21 protein-coding genes, 1 tRNA gene and 1 riboswitch are annotated in these 20,120 nt (G+C 36.4%); of the genes, 15 read left to right on the plus strand and 7 right to left on the minus strand.

Features of this window, described 5'->3' with window-relative positions:
* Positions 1-73: 73 nt before the first annotated feature.
* Positions 74-361 carry a hypothetical protein gene (locus B0G92_RS12855; protein ID WP_101472515.1) on the plus strand — a complete coding sequence of 96 codons (288 nt, stop codon included), beginning with the start codon at positions 74-76 and terminating at the stop codon, positions 359-361.
* Positions 362-742: 381 nt separating this feature from the next.
* Here the strand turns inward: B0G92_RS12855 and B0G92_RS12860 are convergent.
* From B0G92_RS12860 to porX, 5 genes are all read right to left on the minus strand, one after another.
* A tRNA-Val gene (locus tag B0G92_RS12860) sits at positions 743-817 on the minus strand.
* Positions 818-877: 60 nt separating this feature from the next.
* The gene (locus B0G92_RS12865; RefSeq protein WP_101472516.1) at positions 878-1,264 is read right to left on the minus strand and encodes a DUF4258 domain-containing protein; all 387 of its coding nucleotides are present in this window, start codon (positions 1,262-1,264) and stop codon (positions 878-880) included.
* 28 nt (positions 1,265-1,292) lie between these two features.
* Positions 1,293-2,486, minus strand: coding sequence for an alanine dehydrogenase (locus B0G92_RS12870; RefSeq protein WP_101472517.1), 1,194 nt, complete (start codon positions 2,484-2,486; stop codon positions 1,293-1,295).
* 122 nt (positions 2,487-2,608) lie between these two features.
* The gene (tsaE, locus tag B0G92_RS12875; protein WP_101472518.1) at positions 2,609-3,016 is read right to left on the minus strand and encodes a tRNA (adenosine(37)-N6)-threonylcarbamoyltransferase complex ATPase subunit type 1 TsaE; all 408 of its coding nucleotides are present in this window, start codon (positions 3,014-3,016) and stop codon (positions 2,609-2,611) included.
* A 13-nt stretch (positions 3,017-3,029) separates the two neighbouring features.
* Complete coding sequence (porX, locus tag B0G92_RS12880; protein WP_056073752.1) at positions 3,030-4,583, minus strand: T9SS response regulator signal transducer PorX; 1,554 nt, start codon at positions 4,581-4,583, stop codon at positions 3,030-3,032.
* 281 nt (positions 4,584-4,864) lie between these two features.
* Between porX and B0G92_RS12885 the strand changes: the two genes are divergently transcribed.
* Positions 4,865-5,116 carry a hypothetical protein gene (locus tag B0G92_RS12885; RefSeq protein ID WP_101472519.1) on the plus strand — a complete coding sequence of 84 codons (252 nt, stop codon included), beginning with the start codon at positions 4,865-4,867 and terminating at the stop codon, positions 5,114-5,116.
* A gap of 86 nt (positions 5,117-5,202) precedes the next feature.
* Here the strand turns inward: B0G92_RS12885 and B0G92_RS16715 are convergent, their stop codons facing one another.
* Positions 5,203-5,349: a hypothetical protein gene (locus B0G92_RS16715; RefSeq protein WP_180326443.1), complete on the minus strand. Its 147-nt coding sequence runs from the start codon at positions 5,347-5,349 to the stop codon at positions 5,203-5,205.
* 164 nt (positions 5,350-5,513) lie between these two features.
* Complete coding sequence (locus tag B0G92_RS12890) at positions 5,514-5,837, minus strand: hypothetical protein (RefSeq protein WP_101472520.1); 324 nt, start codon at positions 5,835-5,837, stop codon at positions 5,514-5,516.
* Between the two features lie 171 nt (positions 5,838-6,008).
* On the opposite strand from B0G92_RS12890, the gene B0G92_RS12895 reads away from it, so the two are divergent.
* The 13 genes from B0G92_RS12895 to B0G92_RS12955 all read left to right on the plus strand — a co-directional run bounded on the left by B0G92_RS12895 (position 6,009) and on the right by B0G92_RS12955 (position 19,743).
* Positions 6,009-7,247 carry an HD domain-containing protein gene (locus B0G92_RS12895; RefSeq protein WP_101472521.1) on the plus strand — a complete coding sequence of 413 codons (1,239 nt, stop codon included), beginning with the start codon at positions 6,009-6,011 and terminating at the stop codon, positions 7,245-7,247.
* 30 nt (positions 7,248-7,277) lie between these two features.
* Entirely contained in the window at positions 7,278-8,321 is a 1,044-nt protein-coding gene (lpxD, locus tag B0G92_RS12900) for a UDP-3-O-(3-hydroxymyristoyl)glucosamine N-acyltransferase (protein WP_056073743.1), read from the plus strand.
* The gene (locus tag B0G92_RS12905; protein WP_056073741.1) at positions 8,314-9,702 is read left to right on the plus strand and encodes a bifunctional UDP-3-O-[3-hydroxymyristoyl] N-acetylglucosamine deacetylase/3-hydroxyacyl-ACP dehydratase; all 1,389 of its coding nucleotides are present in this window, start codon (positions 8,314-8,316) and stop codon (positions 9,700-9,702) included. The genes lpxD and B0G92_RS12905 overlap by 8 nt, the downstream gene beginning before the upstream one ends.
* 13 nt (positions 9,703-9,715) lie before the next feature.
* On the plus strand, positions 9,716-10,501 hold the full coding sequence (lpxA, locus tag B0G92_RS12910; protein ID WP_056073739.1) for an acyl-ACP--UDP-N-acetylglucosamine O-acyltransferase: 786 nt from the start codon (positions 9,716-9,718) through the stop codon (positions 10,499-10,501).
* A 36-nt stretch (positions 10,502-10,537) separates the two neighbouring features.
* The gene (efp, locus tag B0G92_RS12915) at positions 10,538-11,104 is read left to right on the plus strand and encodes an elongation factor P (RefSeq protein WP_056073737.1); all 567 of its coding nucleotides are present in this window, start codon (positions 10,538-10,540) and stop codon (positions 11,102-11,104) included.
* 81 nt (positions 11,105-11,185) lie between these two features.
* The gene (locus B0G92_RS12920) at positions 11,186-12,115 is read left to right on the plus strand and encodes a UDP-3-O-(3-hydroxymyristoyl)glucosamine N-acyltransferase (protein ID WP_101472522.1); all 930 of its coding nucleotides are present in this window, start codon (positions 11,186-11,188) and stop codon (positions 12,113-12,115) included.
* A gap of 2 nt (positions 12,116-12,117) precedes the next feature.
* Complete coding sequence (locus B0G92_RS12925; protein ID WP_056073734.1) at positions 12,118-12,480, plus strand: nuclear transport factor 2-like protein; 363 nt, start codon at positions 12,118-12,120, stop codon at positions 12,478-12,480.
* Between the two features lie 95 nt (positions 12,481-12,575).
* Positions 12,576-13,448 (plus strand): succinate--CoA ligase subunit alpha, encoded by an 873-nt coding sequence (sucD, locus tag B0G92_RS12930; RefSeq protein WP_056073732.1) that lies wholly within the window; start codon positions 12,576-12,578, stop codon positions 13,446-13,448.
* Between the two features lie 80 nt (positions 13,449-13,528).
* A complete protein-coding gene (locus B0G92_RS12935) occupies positions 13,529-14,014 on the plus strand; it encodes a DNA-deoxyinosine glycosylase (protein ID WP_101472523.1) in 486 nt (161 codons plus the stop codon).
* A gap of 50 nt (positions 14,015-14,064) precedes the next feature.
* Positions 14,065-14,940: a pirin family protein gene (locus B0G92_RS12940; RefSeq protein ID WP_101472524.1), complete on the plus strand. Its 876-nt coding sequence runs from the start codon at positions 14,065-14,067 to the stop codon at positions 14,938-14,940.
* 150 nt (positions 14,941-15,090) lie between these two features.
* Positions 15,091-15,187: riboswitch (SAM-I-IV-variant riboswitch) on the plus strand.
* A gap of 59 nt (positions 15,188-15,246) precedes the next feature.
* Entirely contained in the window at positions 15,247-16,569 is a 1,323-nt protein-coding gene (locus B0G92_RS12945) for a Na+/H+ antiporter NhaC family protein (protein ID WP_218971862.1), read from the plus strand.
* 74 nt (positions 16,570-16,643) lie between these two features.
* Entirely contained in the window at positions 16,644-17,390 is a 747-nt protein-coding gene (fabG, locus tag B0G92_RS12950) for a 3-oxoacyl-[acyl-carrier-protein] reductase (protein ID WP_056073724.1), read from the plus strand.
* Positions 17,391-17,715: 325 nt separating this feature from the next.
* Entirely contained in the window at positions 17,716-19,743 is a 2,028-nt protein-coding gene (locus B0G92_RS12955; RefSeq protein ID WP_101472526.1) for a hypothetical protein, read from the plus strand.
* The last annotated feature ends 377 nt before the right edge of the window (positions 19,744-20,120 follow it).

Consider the following 20,120-nt stretch of genomic DNA (forward strand, 5'->3'; position numbering starts at 1 on the left):
CAAAGATATAAAAACGGAGTAAACTCCGTTAATTTTAAATTAAATTTCTTGCGTCTATGTGCAATTTTGCATTATGGAGAAAGAACTGAACGAAATCAAGAAACAGCTGACAGCCAGAATACATCTTGTCTTCCTAAAAGACTTCAATGGAAACAAGACGCTGTTCGCGAGGACGGTCGGCTGCGACGAGAAAGCGATCAGGCTGCTGTTCGATTTCGGTCAGGGCATGTCTCTCAATCTTCTGCTTAAAATCTCCCGTGCGATCGGCAAGACCCCAAGCGAGCTACTGGATGGGCTGGCTCTTCCGCACGATGTCGAGGTTCCACTGCCCAACAAAAGAAAGCCTACAAAAAAGGGTTAACACTTTTATGCACGTCTCCTAAATTTCGACTTATTTTCTTTATTATTTACGATGCATCCTGCTGCTATCTGCCCTTGTTGTGCTATAGATTTCGCATAGGCCGGCTTATATTTTTTGGCTGAAATTAATTTTATTTAAATCAAGTTGTTAGCGTGCTTTATGTGTTGATATACAGTTGTTTACATTGTTTTTCGTGGCACTTTTTTTTAGAAAAAAAAGTGCCACAGATTTACCATATATACTTTGTAAATTTTTGAAAATTTTGTAGGTAGGCCGTAAAACAGAAAAACCTGCGAATTTCAAAATTCGCAGGTTTTACGTCTCTCTTCAGATATTTTTTGCAAAAGAAACGGCAATTTAATGCCATCTTCAATCAGGTTGTGGGCGATGAGGGATTCGAACCCCCGACCCTCTGGGTGTAAACCAGATGCTCTGAACCAACTGAGCTAATCGCCCCAATTGCGAGTGCAAATATACACGAACTATTTGTATTTGCAAGCGTTTCACCTGCTTTTTTTAATCTTTTTTTATTTCGTTCAGAAGGACCTTGTCTGAATAATTAACCATGGAAACCGTAATTGGTTCGCCTTTAGTGTTTTTGCCTTTTATAAAATAAATTTTGCCTCCTTTAAATGGCTCATTACTTTTCGAGAAATCAACATCGCCATATTGCATGCAGTTCTTAACATCCTGTAATGTTACCCAATTTTCTTTTAAAGTGGCTTCGGATTCCGCACTGTAATGAAGCGGCTTTTTTCTTAAATCCTGAAGTACGCGACAGTTGGGTAAATAACAGAAACTTACATTTCTGGATTCGGCTTTGGCCTGAAGAAAATAAACGACAATTATGGTTCCTAGTAATAATCCTCCCAGATAATAGGCGAGGCGTTGTGAAAATTTCATTAGAATTGATTTTGGCGCAAAGATAAGATTAAAAAACAATTAAATTGATGTCGCTTCCCGGCAAATCAAACCAATCTGCAATGGTTTTATTGGTCAGTATGCCATGATAAAAGTAAACTCCGTTTTTGAGTCCTTTGTTGCAGCGGATGGCACTTTCAATTCCACCATCTTCGGCAATCTGTAATAGGGAAGGAGTAATAATGTTGCTGATGGAAAGTGAAGCTGTTTTAGAATAACGTGAAGGTATGTTGGGCACGCAATAGTGGATTACATCATTCTTAATAAACGTAGGTTTTTCATGCGTGGTCACTTCCGAGGTTTCAAAGCAACCTCCGGTATCAATACTGACATCTACAATTACAGCGCCTTTTTTCATATGTTCGACCATTGTTTCTGAAACCACTACAGGGCATCGGTCTTTACCTTTCATCGCACCTATGGCCACATCACATCTGCGTAAGGCTTTTAGTAAAGATTTAGGCTGTATGGTCGAAGTAAAAATTCTTTGGTTCAGGTTGTTCTGTAGTCTGCGTAGTTTTGTAATAGAGTTATCAAAAACTTTTACGTTGGCTCCAAGACCAATGGCAGTTCTTGCAGCAAATTCAGCTACCGTTCCTGCCCCTATAATGACAACTTCAGTAGGAGGTACTCCGGTAATATTACCAAAAAGAAGCCCTTTCCCGAATTGGTTATTAATCATTAATTCGGCAGCAATGAGTATAGATCCGGTTCCAGCAATTTCACTTAGTGATTTTACTGCAGGATAGGAGCCGTCATCATCTTTTATGAATTCAAAAGCAAGTGCCGTAATTTTTTTTCTGGCTAGAGCCTCAAAATATTCTTTTTTACGGGTTTTGATTTGTAATGCAGAAATAACAAGCGAATTGCTGTTCATCATTTCAATCTCCGGCAATGTCAATGGTTCGACCTTTAAGACCATTGGGCAGTTGAATACTTTTTTTGTATCCTGTGTGATTTCAGCACCGGCATTGCTGTATTCCTGGTCACTATAACTGGAACTTTCTCCGGCTCCGGCTTCAATCAAAATACGGTGCCCATGAGAGGTTAACGTATTCACGGCATCGGGAGTCAGGCAGATTCGGCGTTCCTGAAAAGAAGATTCTTTAGGGATTCCAATGAACAGGTCGCTTTTTTTGCGTGCAACTTCCAGCTTTTCCTCCTGTGGAATCAACTGCTGCTTGGTGAAAGGTGTGAATGACATATTTCCTGCTGTGTATTAAAGGTCTAAGTTAAGAAAAAGTTATGAAGTCGCAAGAGTTCAGTACTATAAAAATTAACAACCCTGGCAGGGTTTTAAAACCTGTCAGGGTGAGTTTTTAAAAATTATTTTAATGTCAGTTTTCTTTTTCCGTCCTTTTCAACTTTTATCGTAATAATCGAATGTTCGGAAGGGATAAGACTAGGAATTTTTTCAGCCCATTCAATAAAGCACCATTCTCCGGAATAAAGATATTCATCGACTCCCATGTCATAAGCTTCACTTTCATTATTCAAACGATAAACATCAAAATGATAGACAATTTCACCGCCATCAGTTTCATATTCATTAACTAAAGAAAATGTAGGACTTGAAGTCGCGTTAGAAACTCCCAAAGCTTTGGAAAGTGCCTTAATCATAGTTGTTTTTCCGGCTCCCATGTCGCCATGAAACAATATGACTTTATGCGGCTTCTGTACTAATATTTTTTGAGCGACCTGATTGATTTCATCAAGCGTAAATTGTATTTCCATAGATTCAAAAGGTCTATTTCGGGTTGAATACCAAAAACGGAATAATCATTTCTTCCAGCGATATACCACCGTGCTGATAGGTATTTCTGTAATAGCTGACATAGTGGTTATAATTGTTCACATAAGCTAGGAAATAATCATTTTTTGCAAAAATATAAGAACTGCTCATATTTATGGCAGGCAGTTGTATGCTTTTTGGATCTTTTATGGCAAAAACATCTTTTTCTTCATAGGTAAGGCTTCTTCCTGTTTTGTAACGAAGATTCAGGCTGGTATTTCTGTCACCAATTACTTTTGATGGGTTTTTTACGTTTATCGTACCGTGGTCCGTTGTCAGAATCAGGCGGAATCCTAATTGCTGTGCTTGCTGTATGATTTCTAAAAGAGGCGAATTTTTAAACCAGCTCAAAGTAAGAGAGCGGTAGGCCTTGTCATTGGAAGCCAGTTCTTTTACCACTTCCATTTCGGTTTTGGCATGCGAAAGCATATCCACGAAATTATAAACAACCGTAACCAGATCGTTGTTTTTCAATGTCTTGAAATTGTCAACCAGTTTTTTTCCTCCTGCAAAATTGGTGATTTTGAAATAATCCTGTTTGATATTCATTCCGAGGCGTTTCAACTGTTCGGTAAGAAATTCAGCTTCGTATAAATTTTTCCCCCCGTCTTCTACATCATTTTTCCAGTATTGCGGGTACTTTTTCTCCATTTCTAAAGGCGTCAATCCTGAAAAAATAGCATTTCTGGCATATTGGGTTGCAGTAGGTAATATGGAGAAAAAAGGCGTTTCTTTTTCCAGTTTGTAATGGTTGGCAACCACACTTTCAAAGGCTTTCCATTGATCATAGCGCAGGTTGTCGATAACTACAAACAATATAGGGCGGTCTTTTTTCTTTAATTCCGGAAGAACCAATTCTTTAAAAAGTGTGTGTGATAAGGTAGGCCTGTCTGCATTTTGTTGGAACCAGTCTTCATAATTACGTTCTATAAACTTTCCAAATTGGGAATTGGCTTCTACTTTTTGGGATTCCAGGATTTCAAACATGCTCTGGTCGTCAATATTTTCAAGTTCTAGTTCCCAATACAGTAATTTTTGATACAGTTCTATCCAATCCTCATAAGAATTCACCATAGCCAGTTCCATAGAAATCTTTCTGAATTCTTTTTGGTAGTCCAGTGTGGTCTTTTCAGAAACAAGTCTTGTATTGTCAAGATTTTTTTTAAGGCTAAGAAGTATTTGATTTGGATTAACCGGTTTGATTAGATAATCTGCAATTTTGGAGCCAATGGCTTCTTCCATGATATATTCTTCCTCACTTTTTGTAATCATGATGATTGGGGTGGCGGTCTTTTTTTCTTTCATTTCAGAAAGTGTTTCCAGACCACTCATTCCGGGCATGTTCTCATCAAGAAAAACAATATCAAAATTGCCTTCTTCGAAGATGTCTATTGCATCCCGACCATTATTGCAAGTGGTTACGTCATAGTTTTTTTTCTCAAGAAACAGAATGTGAGGTTTAAGCAGATCAATTTCATCATCAACCCAGAGTATCTTTATTTTGTCCATATTTTTCGGATAGGTTTATCGTAACAATTACATCGCAATTTAACACTTTTGTCTTTCGAATCTCTTAAAATTTATGTAAAAATAAACCAACAAAAATACGTTATAATAAAGTTCAATTTTATGATTTTTATTCTCAAAAAATCTAAAAATAAGGTATGGATATATTTTATTTAAAATAGATGTAAATTATTGAAATATAAACATTTAATTTTTGTTTTAACTATTTTTTTAGTAAATTTACGATAGTTAAATGGCTTGTATAACTTAACACTTTTGCAATCATGGAAACGGACAGAAACAAAACAATTGAAGAATGGGATGGAGAATGGTTTGGCGGTAATCAAACGCTTGCCTACAATAACATGCAAAACCTAAAGTATCTTGAATCAGATGAGTTCAATGAAAAAGCAAAGGTTATGTTTGAAAAATCTCTTGAAGAAGATCATGTTGATTACAGACCACATTCTTTTACGAGATCCTCATTGAGGACGCCTGAAGCCAGGGTAATAACGGAGAACATCCCTGACCGATAGGCATTGATGGACAAGTTCGGAATTTTTCGGACAAATTTATTTTAGTTAGCGAATATAAAAACAAAAGGCTCATTTCGAGCCTTTTGTTATTTGGTATAAGTGCTGTCTATTTTAGCAGCCTGTTTTTCCTGACTGTTATCACTTGAAGTGCCATCGTCGCAATTACTGCAACCTGCTATAAATGCTACCAATAGAAGCAATAGTGATATTACGAATTTTGTGTTAGTTTTCATAAGATTGTGTTTTTTGTTCAATTTCAAATATTCTAAAACAAAAGCGATTTCTTCTTATGTTTTTATTTTTTTTTGTTATACAATTCCACGGTTTAAATATACCGGAAAATAAAAAGGTCTCCCGCACTACTAGGAGACCTTTTCTTCAATACTCTAAATAGAATCTACTTATTTCTTGGTTTTTTCACGGGTTGTACACCCTTGCTACTATCTTTTGTGACAGGAGATAGTTTGTCGGGATTCACTTTCGTGTTATTTTTTGATTGTTGCTGGTCTGCTGCCTTTTTTTCAGTTTCAAGCTTTTCTTCCTCTTTCTTTTTATCAGCATCAATTCGGGCAGCTCTTTCCATTTGAGTTTGAGTAGGACGGGGAGGCTCCTGCTGTATTCTGTCTTGTATATCAGCCTGAGGGTTGTCGTCTTTATCAATTTGGGCAGAACCAAAACCGAGGCCTGCAAAAAAAGCAATGGCTATAAATATCTTTTTCATAATTTCTTTTTTTAGCTTTTTCGATACTTAAAGTTACGGCTTAAAAACTACCTGCTAAAGTTTGTAATCCTAATTAACTGCAATTTAACGGCATATATTAAATAGTGTTAATTATACTTTTTAGTTAAAAAATGGCTAACTTGCTTATATTTGTACTCCAATTTAACAACAGTGAGCTATACGAACAAACTGAAAATATTTAATGATCCTATTTATGGGTTTATTACGATTCCGGATACGCTTTTATATGATTTAATCCAACACCCTTATTTTCAGAGGCTTCGTAGGATTTCACAGATGGGATTATCATACCTGGTATATCCCGGTGCGCACCACACCCGATTCCATCATGCCTTAGGCTGCATGCACATTATGCAAAAGGCTGTTGAAGTATTACGGTATAAAGGCGTTATTATTTCAAATGAGGAAGAAAAAGCATTATACATTGCAATTTTATTGCATGACATAGGACATGGCCCGTTTTCGCATGCTATGGAACACAGTATAGTAGAAAATGTAAATCATGAAGCAATTTCATTATTATTTATGAATAAGCTTAATGAAGAGTTTGATGGACAGCTTACTTTGGCAATACGGGTTTTCAAAGGTGAATACCATAGAAAGTTTATGCTACAGCTTATTTCGAGTCAGCTGGACATGGACAGGATGGATTATCTTAGAAGAGACAGTTTTTACTCGGGTGTTGCAGAAGGAAATATCAATTCGGACCGATTAATTCAGATGATGAATGTGGTTGATGATGTTTTGGTCATTGAAGAAAAAGGAATCTACTCTGTCGAAAAATTTCTGATGGCAAGAAGGCTTATGTACTGGCAGGCTTATCTTCATAAAACGAGCCTGGTAGCAGAAAATATGCTGGTTAGAGTACTCAAAAGAGCAAAGGAATTATCACAAAAAGGAGTCGTATTGCCGTGTAGTGAACCGTTATTGTATTTTATGCAGCATAAGGTTGAATTAAATGATTTTGACGATGCTGTTCTTGAAAGATTTTCACAACTGGATGACACCGATATTATTGCGGCTTTAAAAGCATGGCAAAATCATAATGATTTTATATTGAGTAATTTAAGTAAAATGATTGTGAATCGGGATTTGCTGAAAATTAAGCTCAGTAGCGAAAAATATACACCTGAAGATGTGGAAGACCTAAAATCAAAGTTGACTAATTTTTACAGGATTTCACAACAGGAAGCTTCCTATTTTATATTCAAAGGAAAAATTAAAAACCAGGCCTATAATAAGGATGTTGAACCTATCAAAATATTAAAAAAGGATAGGACAATTGAAGATGTTGTTGAAGCTTCGGATCAGCTCAATCTCAAGGCACTTTCAAAGCCTGTAACCAAATATTTTATTTGTTTCCCAAAAGTACTTGCGGAAAATTCATAAATAAAATCAAATTTTTATATTTTTGTCAAGATGAAATTCACAGCAGAACAAATAGCAGGTATTTTAGACGGTGAAGTAGTAGGGAATCCCCATGCGGAAGTTTATAAATTGTCAAAAATAGAAGAAGGTTCCGAAGGATCCCTGACATTTTTGGCAAACCCTAAATACCTTAATTATATTTATACCACTCAGGCAACGATTACGATTGTAAATACTACATTTACTCCGGAATCTGAAATTACTACCACACTTATTAAGGTAGAAGACGCCTATAAATCCTTTTCCAAATTATTAGAATATTACAATCAGGTTAAACTGATGAAGTCTGGCATAGAACAGCCTTCTGTAATTTCTGAAAACGTGACCTATGGTGATAACCTCTATCTGGGAAGTTTTTGCTATATTGGCAAAAATGTCAAAATAGGAGAGAACGTTAAGATATATCCTAATAGTTTTGTAGGAGATAATGTAACTATTGGTGATAATACTATCCTTTTTGCAGGTGTGCGTATCTATTCAGAAACAGAAATAGGAAGAGGATGCACCATCCACTCGGGAGCTATTATAGGTTCTGACGGTTTTGGTTTTGTGCCAAATGAAGAAGGTGTTTACAGTAAGGTACCACAAATAGGAAATGTTATTATTGAAGATAATGTAGATATTGGCTCATGCACTACCATTGACAGGGCTACATTAGGTTCTACTATAATCAAAAAAGGCGTTAAGCTCGATAACCAGATTCAGATTGCTCACAACGTTGTAATTGGAGAAAATACGGTTATAGCTTCACAAACGGGTGTTGCGGGTTCTACCAAAATAGGCAGTAATTGCATTATTGGCGGACAAGTAGGCATAGTAGGTCATATTACTATTGGTAATGGTGTCCGTATTCAGGCGCAGTCCGGAGTGGGTAAAAACCTTGCTGACGGAGAAACAGTTCAGGGTAGTCCGGCATTAGGCTATTCTGATTTTAATAAATCGTATGTTCATTTCAAGAACCTGCCAAAGATAGTATCAGATATTGAAGCCTTAAAAAAACAAGTAACAAACGAAAATAGCATAAACAATGGTTAAACAGAAGACCATAAAGAATGAAATCTCACTAACAGGCGTGGGATTGCATACTGGTAAAGAAGTAAAAATGACTTTCAAGCCTGCTCCTATAAACAATGGTTTTACATTTGTAAGGGTAGATTTAGAAGGCCAGCCTATTATTGAAGCAGATGCCAATTATGTAGTAAACACACAACGTGGCACCAACTTAGAGAAAAAAGGAGTAAAAATTCAAACTTCTGAACACGTATTGGCAGCATTCATTGGTTGCGATATCGATAACGTTATTATTGAATTGGATGCTTCGGAACCGCCTATTATGGATGGCTCCTCAAAGTTTTTTGTTGAGGCGATTGAAAAAGCCGGAATCGAAGAACAGGATGCCGAGCGTAAAGTATATGTAGTAAAAGAAGTTATTTCTTATACTGATGAGGCTACCGGAAGCGAAATTTTGGTAATGCCATCTGACGATTATCAGGTAACCACTATGGTCGATTTTGGTACAAAAGTTTTGGGTACTCAAAACGCTACCATGAAAAGCATTGCTGATTTCAAGACAGAAATTGCAGATGCAAGAACCTTCAGCTTCCTTCACGAATTGGAAGCATTGCTGGAAAACGGATTGATAAAAGGAGGCGACCTAAACAATGCTATTGTTTATGTTGACAAGGAAATTTCTGATAGCACTATGGAAAACCTAAAGGTAGCTTTTGGAAAAGATAAGATTTCTGTAAAACCAAACGGAGTTTTAGACAACCTGACTTTACACTATCCAAACGAAGCAGCCCGCCACAAATTACTTGATGTTGTTGGTGACCTGGCCTTAATCGGAATGAAGATTAAAGGAAAAGTTATAGCAAATAAACCAGGACATTTTGTGAATACGCAATTCGCTAAAAAAATGTCCAAAATCATCAAAATAGAACAAAGAAATCAGGTACCTGTTTATGATTTAAATCAGGAACCTTTAATGGATATCCATAAAATTATGAGCATTTTGCCTCATAGACCACCTTTCCTGTTTATTGATAGAATTATAGAAATGTCAGATACACATGTTGTTGGATTAAAGAATGTGACTATGAATGAAAGTTTCTTCGTAGGCCACTTTCCAGGAGCACCGGTAATGCCAGGCGTTATCATTGTAGAAGCCATGGCACAGACGGGAGGAATCCTTATTTTGAGCTCTGTACCGGATCCTGAAAATTACCTGACTTATTTTATGAAAATTGACAATGTAAAATTCAAACAAAAGGTATTGCCGGGAGACAGCCTAATTTTCAAATGTGATTTGATGTCTCCAATCAGAAGGGGAATTTGCCAGATGCAGGCCAGTGCTTATGCTAACGGAAGATTAGTAGCAGAAGCGGAGCTGATGGCGCAAATTTCAAAAACTAACTAATCAAAAAAGATTTATGAATCAACCTTTAGCATACGTTCATCCTGGTGCAAAAATCGCTAAAAATGTTGTAATAGAGCCATTCACAACAATTCATAATAATGTTGTTATTGGTGATGGAACCTGGATAGGTTCTAATGTTACAATTATGGAAGGTGCAAGAATAGGGAAGAACTGCAATATTTTTCCGGGTGCTGTAATTTCAGCAGTTCCGCAAGACCTTAAATTTGGAGGAGAAGATTCTTTGGCAATTATTGGAGATAATTCAACAATCAGAGAATGTGTTACCATCAACAGAGGTACAATTGCTTCCGGACAGACCGTTATAGGCAAGAATTGCCTGGTTATGGCAACTGCGCATATTGCCCACGACTGTCATATAGGCGACAACGCAATTATAGTTAATGGTGTTGCCTTAGCAGGTCACGTAACTGTAGGTAACTACGCCATCATAGGAGGTTTGGCAGCCGTTCACCAGTTCATCAGCATTGGAGATCATGCTATGATTTCCGGAGGATCTCTGGTAAGAAAAGATGTTCCCCCTTATACAAAAGCGGCAAAAGAACCGCTTTCTTATGTAGGAATTAATTCTGTGGGATTGAGGAGAAGAGGCTTTTCTACTGAAAAAATCAGAGAAATTCAGGAAATCTACCGAATCTTATACCAGAAAAATTACAACACGACTCAGGCTTTAAGTATAATTGAAGCAGAAATGGAAGCTACTCCGGAAAGAGACGAAATTATCCTTTTCATCAGAAACTCATCAAGAGGAGTAATGAAAGGATATACAGGAATTTATTAATAATTAAAGCAAAATAAAAAACGAAATAACAAACAAATGGCAAGTACTGCAGACATTAGAAACGGATTGTGTATCAAATTCAACCACGATATTTATAAAATTGTAGAGTTCCTTCACGTAAAACCTGGAAAAGGCCCGGCTTTCGTTAGAACTAAACTAAAAAGCTTAACTTCAGGAAAAGTTTTGGATAACACTTTTTCTGCAGGACATAAAATTGATGTAATCCGTGTTGAAACACACACTTTCCAGTTTTTATATGCTGAAGGAAATGAGTATCACTTCATGAATGCTGAAACCTTTGAGCAAATTTCATTAAACAAAGATGTGCTTGATGCACCGGAATTACTAAAAGAGGGAACTAATGTAATGATCCAGATCAATACAGAAACGGATTTGCCTCTTTCTGTAGACATGCCGGCTTCTATAATTTTAGAAGTTACTTATGCAGAACCTGGAGTAAAAGGTAACACGGCTACAAACGCAACAAAGCCGGCAACCGTAGAAACCGGAGCTACTGTAAACGTTCCTTTGTTTATCAATGAAGGTGACAAAATCAAAATTGATACCGCTACAGGAGCTTACATGGAGCGTGTAAAAGAATAATTAAATTAGTAAATTTGAAAATGAGATAGCTTTTAGTTATCTCATTTTCTTATTAGCTCAATTTCAAATCATACGACCAATATGAAATTTCCTAAAACACATACTTTAAAAGAAGTTGCTGACATTATTGACAGCAAATATATTGGCGATCCAAATTTTCCGGTTTACGGAATGAATGAAATTCATGTCGTAGAACCAGGAGATATTGTCTTTGTCGACCATCCAAAATATTATGACAAAGCGTTACAATCAGCAGCTACAATTATTCTGATTAATAAAGAAGTAGAATGTCCGGAAGGAAAAGCATTGCTTGTTTCAGATGATCCGTTTCGGGATTTCAATAAACTGACAAGACATTTCAGACCTTTTAGGGCTACTGAAACGGCGATTTCGCTTAGCGCAGAAATTGGTGAAGGAACCTATATCCAGCCCAATTGTTTTATTGGTAATCAGGTCAGAATAGGAAAAAATTGTATCATCCATTCGAATGTCTCTATATATGACCATACGGTTATTGGAGATAACGTAATAATTCATGCAGGAGCTATTTTAGGGGCAGATGCTTTTTACTATAAAAAGCGCCCTGAAGGTTTTGACCAGCTTATTTCCGGAGGAAGGGTTGTTATTGAAGACAATGTAGGAATAGGTGCCTTATGTACTATCGACCGTGGGGTAACCGGGGATACTACTATTGGTGAAGGAACAAAACTGGACAATCAGGTTCATGTTGGACACGATACGGTAATCGGAAAAAAATGCCTTATCGCTGCACAGACCGGAATCGCAGGTTGTGTAAAAATCATGGACGAAGTAACCATTTGGGGGCAAGTAGGAGTTATTAGCAGTATCACAATTGGTGAAAGGGCTGTTGTTATGGCGCAATCCGGTATTACAAAATCAATCGAAGGCGATAAAACCTATTTTGGTACTCCGGCCGACGAAGCCCGTGAAAAATTAAAACAATATGCCAACGTAAAGAAAATTCCGGAAATCCTTAATAAACTGAAATAAGAATGACACCAAAAGAAATCGTACAGAATTTTTACAAGTCAGATGCACTTCTTGACCAAAAAATAATGGAATCTTCATTGCATCCTGAAGTTGTTTTAGACTGGAATAGTTCAAAAGGATTTTTGCAGATGAACAGGACTGAAATATTAGCCTTGTCTGCTGAACTTCAGGTTGCCTATACACGATCAAAAATTCGCATCAGCCATATTCTGGAAGAAGAAAATTTGGTTTCTGTAAGATATTCACACTATGTAAAAACATTTGAAAACCCAAGAGAAGAGATGCTTTTGGCCCATTTTATGGTAATCTGGGAAATAAAAGACGGCAAACTTTACAGGGGATTTCAAATGAGCCAACTGTCCTGATTTCTTAAATATTTAAGCATAAAAAACTTTCCTATTAGGCATCAAAACCTTACTTTTGCAACACCATTCAAAAAAATAAATTTAAAAAATATATTATGAGCGTTTTAGTCAATAAAGATTCTAAAATAATTGTTCAAGGTTTTACAGGAAGCGAAGGAACTTTTCACGCTTCTCAAATGATTGAATACGGAACAAATGTTGTAGGTGGTGTAACTCCGGGTAAAGGAGGAACAACTCACTTAGACCGTCCGGTTTTCAACACTGTTAAAGATGCTGTTGATCAGGCTGGAGCAGATACTACAATCATTTTCGTACCGCCAGCTTTCGCGGCTGACGCAATTATGGAAGCTGCAGATGCAGGAATCAAAGTCATTATCACAATTACTGAAGGAATTCCGGTTGCTGATATGGTTAAGGCTTACGCTTATATTCAAAATAAAGATTGTCGCCTTGTAGGTCCAAACTGTCCGGGTGTAATTACTCCGGAAGAAGCTAAAGTTGGTATCATGCCAGGTTTCGTTTTCAAAAAAGGAAAAGTAGGTATCGTTTCCAAATCAGGAACACTTACTTATGAAGCAGCAGATCAGGTGGTAAAACAAGGTATGGGAATCACTACGGCTATCGGTATTGGAGGAGATCCAATCATTGGAACTACTACAAAAGAAGCTGTTGAATTGTTGATGAACGACCCTGAAACAGAATGTATCATCATGATTGGTGAAATCGGTGGGCAATTAGAAGCTGATGCTGCTAAATGGATTAAAGCTGACGGGAACAGAAAACCGGTTATCGGATTCATCGCTGGTGAAACTGCTCCAAAAGGAAGAACAATGGGTCACGCTGGTGCAATTGTAGGTGGAGCTGACGATACAGCTGAAGCTAAAAAACGCATCATGAGAGAAAATGGTATCCACGTTGTTGATTCTCCTGCTGAAATCGGTAAAAAAGTAAAAGAAGTTATGGGTTAATCTCCATATAATTGATATAAAAAGCCTTGCATATTGCGAGGCTTTTTTATTTAATGACGATTTTTTTATAATTTTAAAGAATGAAACAAGCCTTTCTGCCATTAGTTAATCAAAACTCCAAAATCCTTATTTTAGGAACTATGCCCGGAGAAAAATCGCTGGAATTACAGGAATATTATGGTAATAAAGGGAACAGTTTCTGGAAGCTGCTTTTCACGCTATTTAACCGGCCCTTGCCAAAAGAATATATAGAAAAGAAACAGTTATTAGAAGAGAACAATATTGCACTTTGGGATGTTCTGGCCTATTGTGAAAGAACAGGAAGTCTGGACAGCAATATAAAGAATGAAAAAGCCAATGATTTTGAAAGCTTTTACAAGCAATATCCCAATATTAAACATGTCTTTTTTTCGAGTAAAAATGCATCCAATTTCTATGATAAATATGTAGGTCGGAAAAAAGATTTGCAGTATTCCATTTTACCATCACCAAGTGGTGCCAATGCTTCTAAAAGTTTTTTACAAAAACTGGAAGAATGGGAAGCTATTTTGGAAGCACTGAAATAATTTTAGTAAATTAGATTCCTTAGAATTATCCTTAATAAACAAAACAAAATATGTCAAACATCGACTTAATCATAGAAGAAAGGCCACGTGATATTGGGGACTTTTTGGTAGGCAGACTATTACCTTTCCGTAAAAAAAGAATGGTAGGGCCATTTATCTTTATTGACCACATGGGACCAACAAAAATGGGACCGGATCATTATATGGATGTAGGCCAGCATCCGCACATTGGATTGGCAACATTGACTTTCTTGCTCGAAGGCGAAGTCATGCATAAGGATAGTATTGGCACTGTACAGAAAATAGCTCCGGGGTCTGTAAACTGGATGATTGCCGGAAATGGTGTAACCCATACCGAAAGAACTCCTGAAGAATTAAGACACGGAAAAGAGTATATGATGCATGGCTACCAAATATGGGTAGCACTGCCAAAAGACAAAGAAGATATGGAGCCGGAATTTCACCATTTTGACAGGAACGATCTGCCACGATGGAAAGACGAAACGGCAGAATTTACATTAGTGGCAGGAAAAGGATACGGTAAAGAATCACCGGTTCCGGTACATTCTGATCTGTTTATGGTCGAAATCAAAACCCAGGATGAATACCTTCTCCATACAGAAGGACAGCTTTTTGGGGAAATTGGAATCTGTGTCGTTGAAGGCGCTGTTCAGGCCTGTGATAATCATGTTGAAAAAGGAAATATGTTGGTGTCAAAATTGGACAATGCCTGTTCCATGACCCTCAAACCAAATACCCATATTATTCTTTTTGGTGGTCAACCGCTTCCTGAAGAGCGATTTATCTATTGGAATTTTGTGTCTTCCAGCAATGAAAAAATTGAAGCGGCAAAAGAACGTTGGAGAAAAAAAGAATTTCCGAAGGTAAAAGACGATAACAGTTATGTTGTCATGCCGGAAGTTTAATTCAAATAAAACAAACCAAAAAGCCTCTCTGTTGAATTGATAATAGAGAGGCTTTGTTTTTACAGATAATTTAATTGCGCGGAAGATTATTAAATATTTGTAAAAACTGCAATTACTGTAAATATAATTTAAAATATGCTTTATATTTGCATCCGTTATCACGAATCTCATAAAGAGATAGCAACCTGCAACAACAAGCAAGGTGCTAAAACGATAAGCCAAATCCTTTGGAAAAAATGTTGCCATTCCACACTTTTTTCGGTTTGCTTTTCGTCGTGAGCTTTATTAATTTTTAAGCAATCGATGATGAAACATCTTATTAAAACTAAAGGTTCTATTGTAGCCTTATTGCCCTTTTTCATTTTTATCTTTACATTCCTTGGTGTCGGAATCCTGCTCAATGACTTTTATGCTTTGCCGTCTCCAATAGCAGTAACTTTTGGGATAATTACAGCCTTTTTACTTTTTAGGGAATCTATTGAGGCAAAAGTTGACACGCTGATAAAAGGCTGCGGAAATAATCAAATCATCACAATGTGTCTTATTTATCTGCTGTCCGGAGCTTTTGCTGTCGTTACTCAGGCAATGGGAGCTGTAGACGCAGTTGTAAATTTAGGAATCAGTACAATAGACACGGAGTATTTCCCATTAGGCATCTTTTTAATAGCCTCATTTTTATCAACTGCCACAGGAACTTCTGTCGGCTCGATAGTAGCCTTAGGACCAATCGCCATCAGCCTGGCTGACAAAAGCGGTGCTTCCATGCCTTTAATTGCCGGGTCATTACTGGGCGGCTCCATGTTGGGAGACAACTTGTCTATTATATCAGACACTACAATTGCTGCCACACAATCGCTTGGATGTGAAATGCGCGATAAATTTAAAGTCAATCTCTTTATAGCGTTACCGGCATCTATTATCACAATACTATTACTTTTCTATCTAGGAGTTAATTCAGAAATAAGTCCGGTAGCTATTGAAAAAGAAAGCTACGAACTCATTACAATACTGCCATATATCCTTGTAATAGGCCTAGCTGTGTCAGGTTTAAATGTTTTTATAACCCTGTTGATTGGGATATTGGTTGCGGGAATTATTGGCTTTTTCCAAAATGATTTCACTGTACTGAGTTTTTTACAGAAAAACTATGAAGGCTTTTTAAGCATGACCGATATATTTCTATTATCAATGCTAACGGGCGGACTGGCCGCCTTAGTTGAAAAAGCGGGAGGCATTGATTATGTTCTGCAAAAGATAAAGTCAAAAATTAAGAGCAAAAAATCAGCACAAATGGGAATAGGTACTTTGGTGAGTTTTACCAACGTGGCTATTGCCAATAACACTGTTTCTATTGTAATTACCGGAGCCATAGCCAAAGAAATTAGTGATGAATATGAACTGAGTCCTAAAAAAACAGCTGCAATTCTCGATATTTTTTCATGTATAGTGCAGGGAATTCTTCCGTATGGAGCACAAGTGCTGTTAATTTTAAATTTTGCAAAGGGACGATTGGATGTGATTGACCTGATTGCAAATGCCTGGTATATTTATATACTGCTGATTTTTACACTGATTGCGATTTATAGCAAAACATGGAACAAAAGGATAGATAAATTCCTGAAAGTTTAAAGGCTTGTCTTACAGTATTGCGATTGAATTCTTATATTTGTCACTCAACAAAGACAAACTAAATATATTTTATAATGAAATTACTAGAAGGAAAAACAGCGATCATTACAGGTGCCAGCCGAGGAATTGGTAGAGGAATTGCAGAAGTTTTTGCAAAACACGGTGCAAATGTGGCATTCACTTATAGTTCATCTGCTGAAGCGGCTAAAGTTTTGGAAGATGAATTGATAGCGCTTGGCGTAAAAGCTAAAGGATATCAGTCTAATGCTGCTGATTTTAATGAAGCACAAAAACTAGTAGATGATGTAATCGCAACTTTTGGAACTATTGATATTTTGATTAACAATGCAGGAATTACAAAAGATAACCTGCTGATGCGTATTTCAGAAGAAGATTTCGATAAAGTAATTGAAGTGAATCTGAAGTCTGTTTTCAACATGACGAAAGCTGTTCAGAAAATTATGCTTAAAAACCGTGCAGGTTCTATTATAAACATGAGTTCTGTAGTAGGAGTGAAGGGTAATGCCGGACAAACCAACTATGCGGCTTCAAAAGCCGGCGTTATCGGATTTACAAAGTCAGTTGCTTTAGAGCTTGGTTCAAGAAATATCCGTTGTAATGCAATTGCTCCAGGTTTTATTGAAACTGAAATGACAGGAAAACTAAACGAAGATGTTGTTCAGGGCTGGAGAGACGCTATACCATTAAAACGTGGCGGAACACCTGAAGATGTCGCAAATGCTTGCCTTTTCTTAGCTTCTGATATGAGTGGCTATATTACAGGACAGGTTATGAACGTTGATGGTGGAATGCTAACCTAATCATATAAATTAAGAATTACGGATTTCAAATCCGTAATTCTTAATTCGTAATACGCTACAATTATCTGTGAAAAACAAGTATATCTATATCATTATAATTCTGCTTCTTGGAATTTTATTGACTGTTTTTGGTGCATTATTAAAGATAATGCATTTTGAAATAGGATTCTTTACAGGAAACATAGTGCTTATGATAGGAATGCTACTAAAAGTAATAGCTTTATTTTTGTTTATAGTGAAGCTTATTAGCAATAAAAATGATAGTTTTCTTAACAAGTAGTTGAAAAAAACTAGAATTTTAAATTTCATCCATTTCATATAAAAAATGACGACAAACACCATTCTATTACTTTTACTTTCAATACTAATAGCAGGAGGTTTGTCTTTTTTCCAATACTTTTTCAGGTCTAAAAATAAGTCGAAAACCCAACTGCTTTTAGCCTTTTTACGTTTCTTTTCTATTTTTGGCATCTTACTCTTGCTAATCAATCCCAAAATTACAACCAGTACTCTTGAAATAGTAAAAACGCCATTACCTGTTGTTGTTGATAATTCCAGTTCTATAACAGAATTAAAAGCAAACGAAACGGCTTTGGATATCCATAAAAAACTGGTTTCTGATTCAAGACTACAGGAAAAATTTGATATTCAGTCGTATCAGTTTTCTAATGAATTTGAACTATCTGATGGTTTTAATTTTAAGGGAACGCAGACCAATCTGGATGAAGTTGCCAAGAACCTGAAAAGCATTAATAAAAACACGGCTTTCCCGACAGTCATCCTAACTGATGGAAACCAGACTTCAGGGAATGATTATGTTTATAGCTTTAATCCAAATAACAGAGTATTTCCTGTAATTCTGGGAGATACGACTACTTTTCTGGATTTGAAAATCAGCCAGCTTAATGTCAATAAATATGCATTTCATAAGAACAAATTTCCAGTAGAAGTATTTCTTCAATATTCCGGAAACAAAAGTATTGACGCCAATTCTAGTATTTCACAAGGAGGAGCTGTTTTGACAAAACAAAGCGTTTCTTTTACGCCTTCAAAGAAAACAGCCGTGTTAAACGTTTTATTACCGGCAGATAAAATAGGCGTTCAGGTTTTTAAAGCATCGATAACTTCTAAAGAGGCTGAAAAAAACACCTATAATAATCACAAGAATTTTGCTGTTGAAGTCATTGACCAAAAGTCTGAAGTTGCCTTGATTACTGCAATAAATCATCCTGATATTGGCGCTTTAAAACGTTCAATAGAAACTAATCTACAACGTAAAGTAACGATAGTCAATCCAAATAAAATCAATTCATTACAAGATTATAATATCTTGATTTTATATCAGCCTAATTCAGAATTTAAATCTGTTTTTGAAGCCAATAAACTGGCTGGATTGAATACCTGGATTATTACTGGAATCAATACAGATTTTAATTTTCTGAACCAGCAGCAAAACACATTGCAATTCAAAATGAGTGGGCAAAAAGAAGATTACCTGTCCGATTTTAATGCTCAGTTCAATCTGTTTGCTATTGATAATATCGGTTTTGAAAACCTGCCGCCATTGCAAAATGCTTTTGGAACCGTTACTCCAAAGGAAAACATAGAAGTTTTGGTTTCATCCCGTATCAGAAATGTCAATACCGGAGCCCCTCTATTGGCATATTCCGAAAACCAGGGAAAAAGAAATGCTTTTCTTTTAGGGGAAAATATCTGGAAATGGAGATTGCAAAACCATATAGAGAACCAATCCTATGATAAATTTGATGTTTTTATTGATAAGACCATACAATTTTTAGCATCGAATAATGCAAGGAAATCACTTGTGGTTAATCATGAAAACTTCTATAACTCTGGTGAGGCCATTGAAATTACCGCACAGTATTTTAATAAGAATTACGAATTTGATGAAAATGCCAGACTCACAATTTCCATCACCAATAAAAAGACAAAACAAACCAAAAACTATGACCTTTTAAAAGGCAATAATTCCTATAAGGTCAATCTTGACGGACTTTCTGCCGGTGAATATAGCTTCAAGGTAGTGGAGGCAAAATCAAAAAACACCTACAACGGCTTTTTTGAAGTTTTGGATTTTGATATTGAAAGGCAGTTTGTCAATCCTGATTTGAATAAACTGACACAATTGGCTTCCCAAACTCAGGGAAAGGTTTTCCATCCTAATCAGGTGGAAGAGCTTATTAAATCGCTATTGCAAAATGACGAATACAAAGCCACACAAAAAGAAATTATCAAAAAAACACCGTTGGTAGACTGGATATGGCTACTGATACTGATTGTAGTTTCCCTTGCCGCAGAATGGTTTATAAGGAAATATAATGGGCTTTTATAAAGGTGCTAAGCAGCTAAGGTTCTGAGATGCTAAGGTTGTGTATTCAATGGTAGAAGAGAAAGTATTTTAATAAAACTTCTTTAAAAATCTGCGTAAATTGTTTTAATCCTTGGCCAATCCGCGTTCAAATTTAAAATTTTCAAAGCGCTAAGTAGCTAAGGCTCTAAGGTGCTAAGGTTCTAAGGTTGCGTATTCATGGTAGAAGAGAAAGTATTTTAATAAAACTTCTTAAAAAAATCTGAGTAAATTATTTTAATCCGTGACCAAAACCTGTTCCAAATCTAAAGTTGGTCAGCCTAAATCTAATCTTTGTATCTAATATATAGATTTTCTAAGTTTTTTTGAACTCTAAATATCCTCTATCACATTTTATACTC

The sequence above is a fragment of the Flavobacterium lindanitolerans genome, assembly GCF_002846575.1.
Lineage (GTDB): Bacteria > Bacteroidota > Bacteroidia > Flavobacteriales > Flavobacteriaceae > Flavobacterium > Flavobacterium lindanitolerans.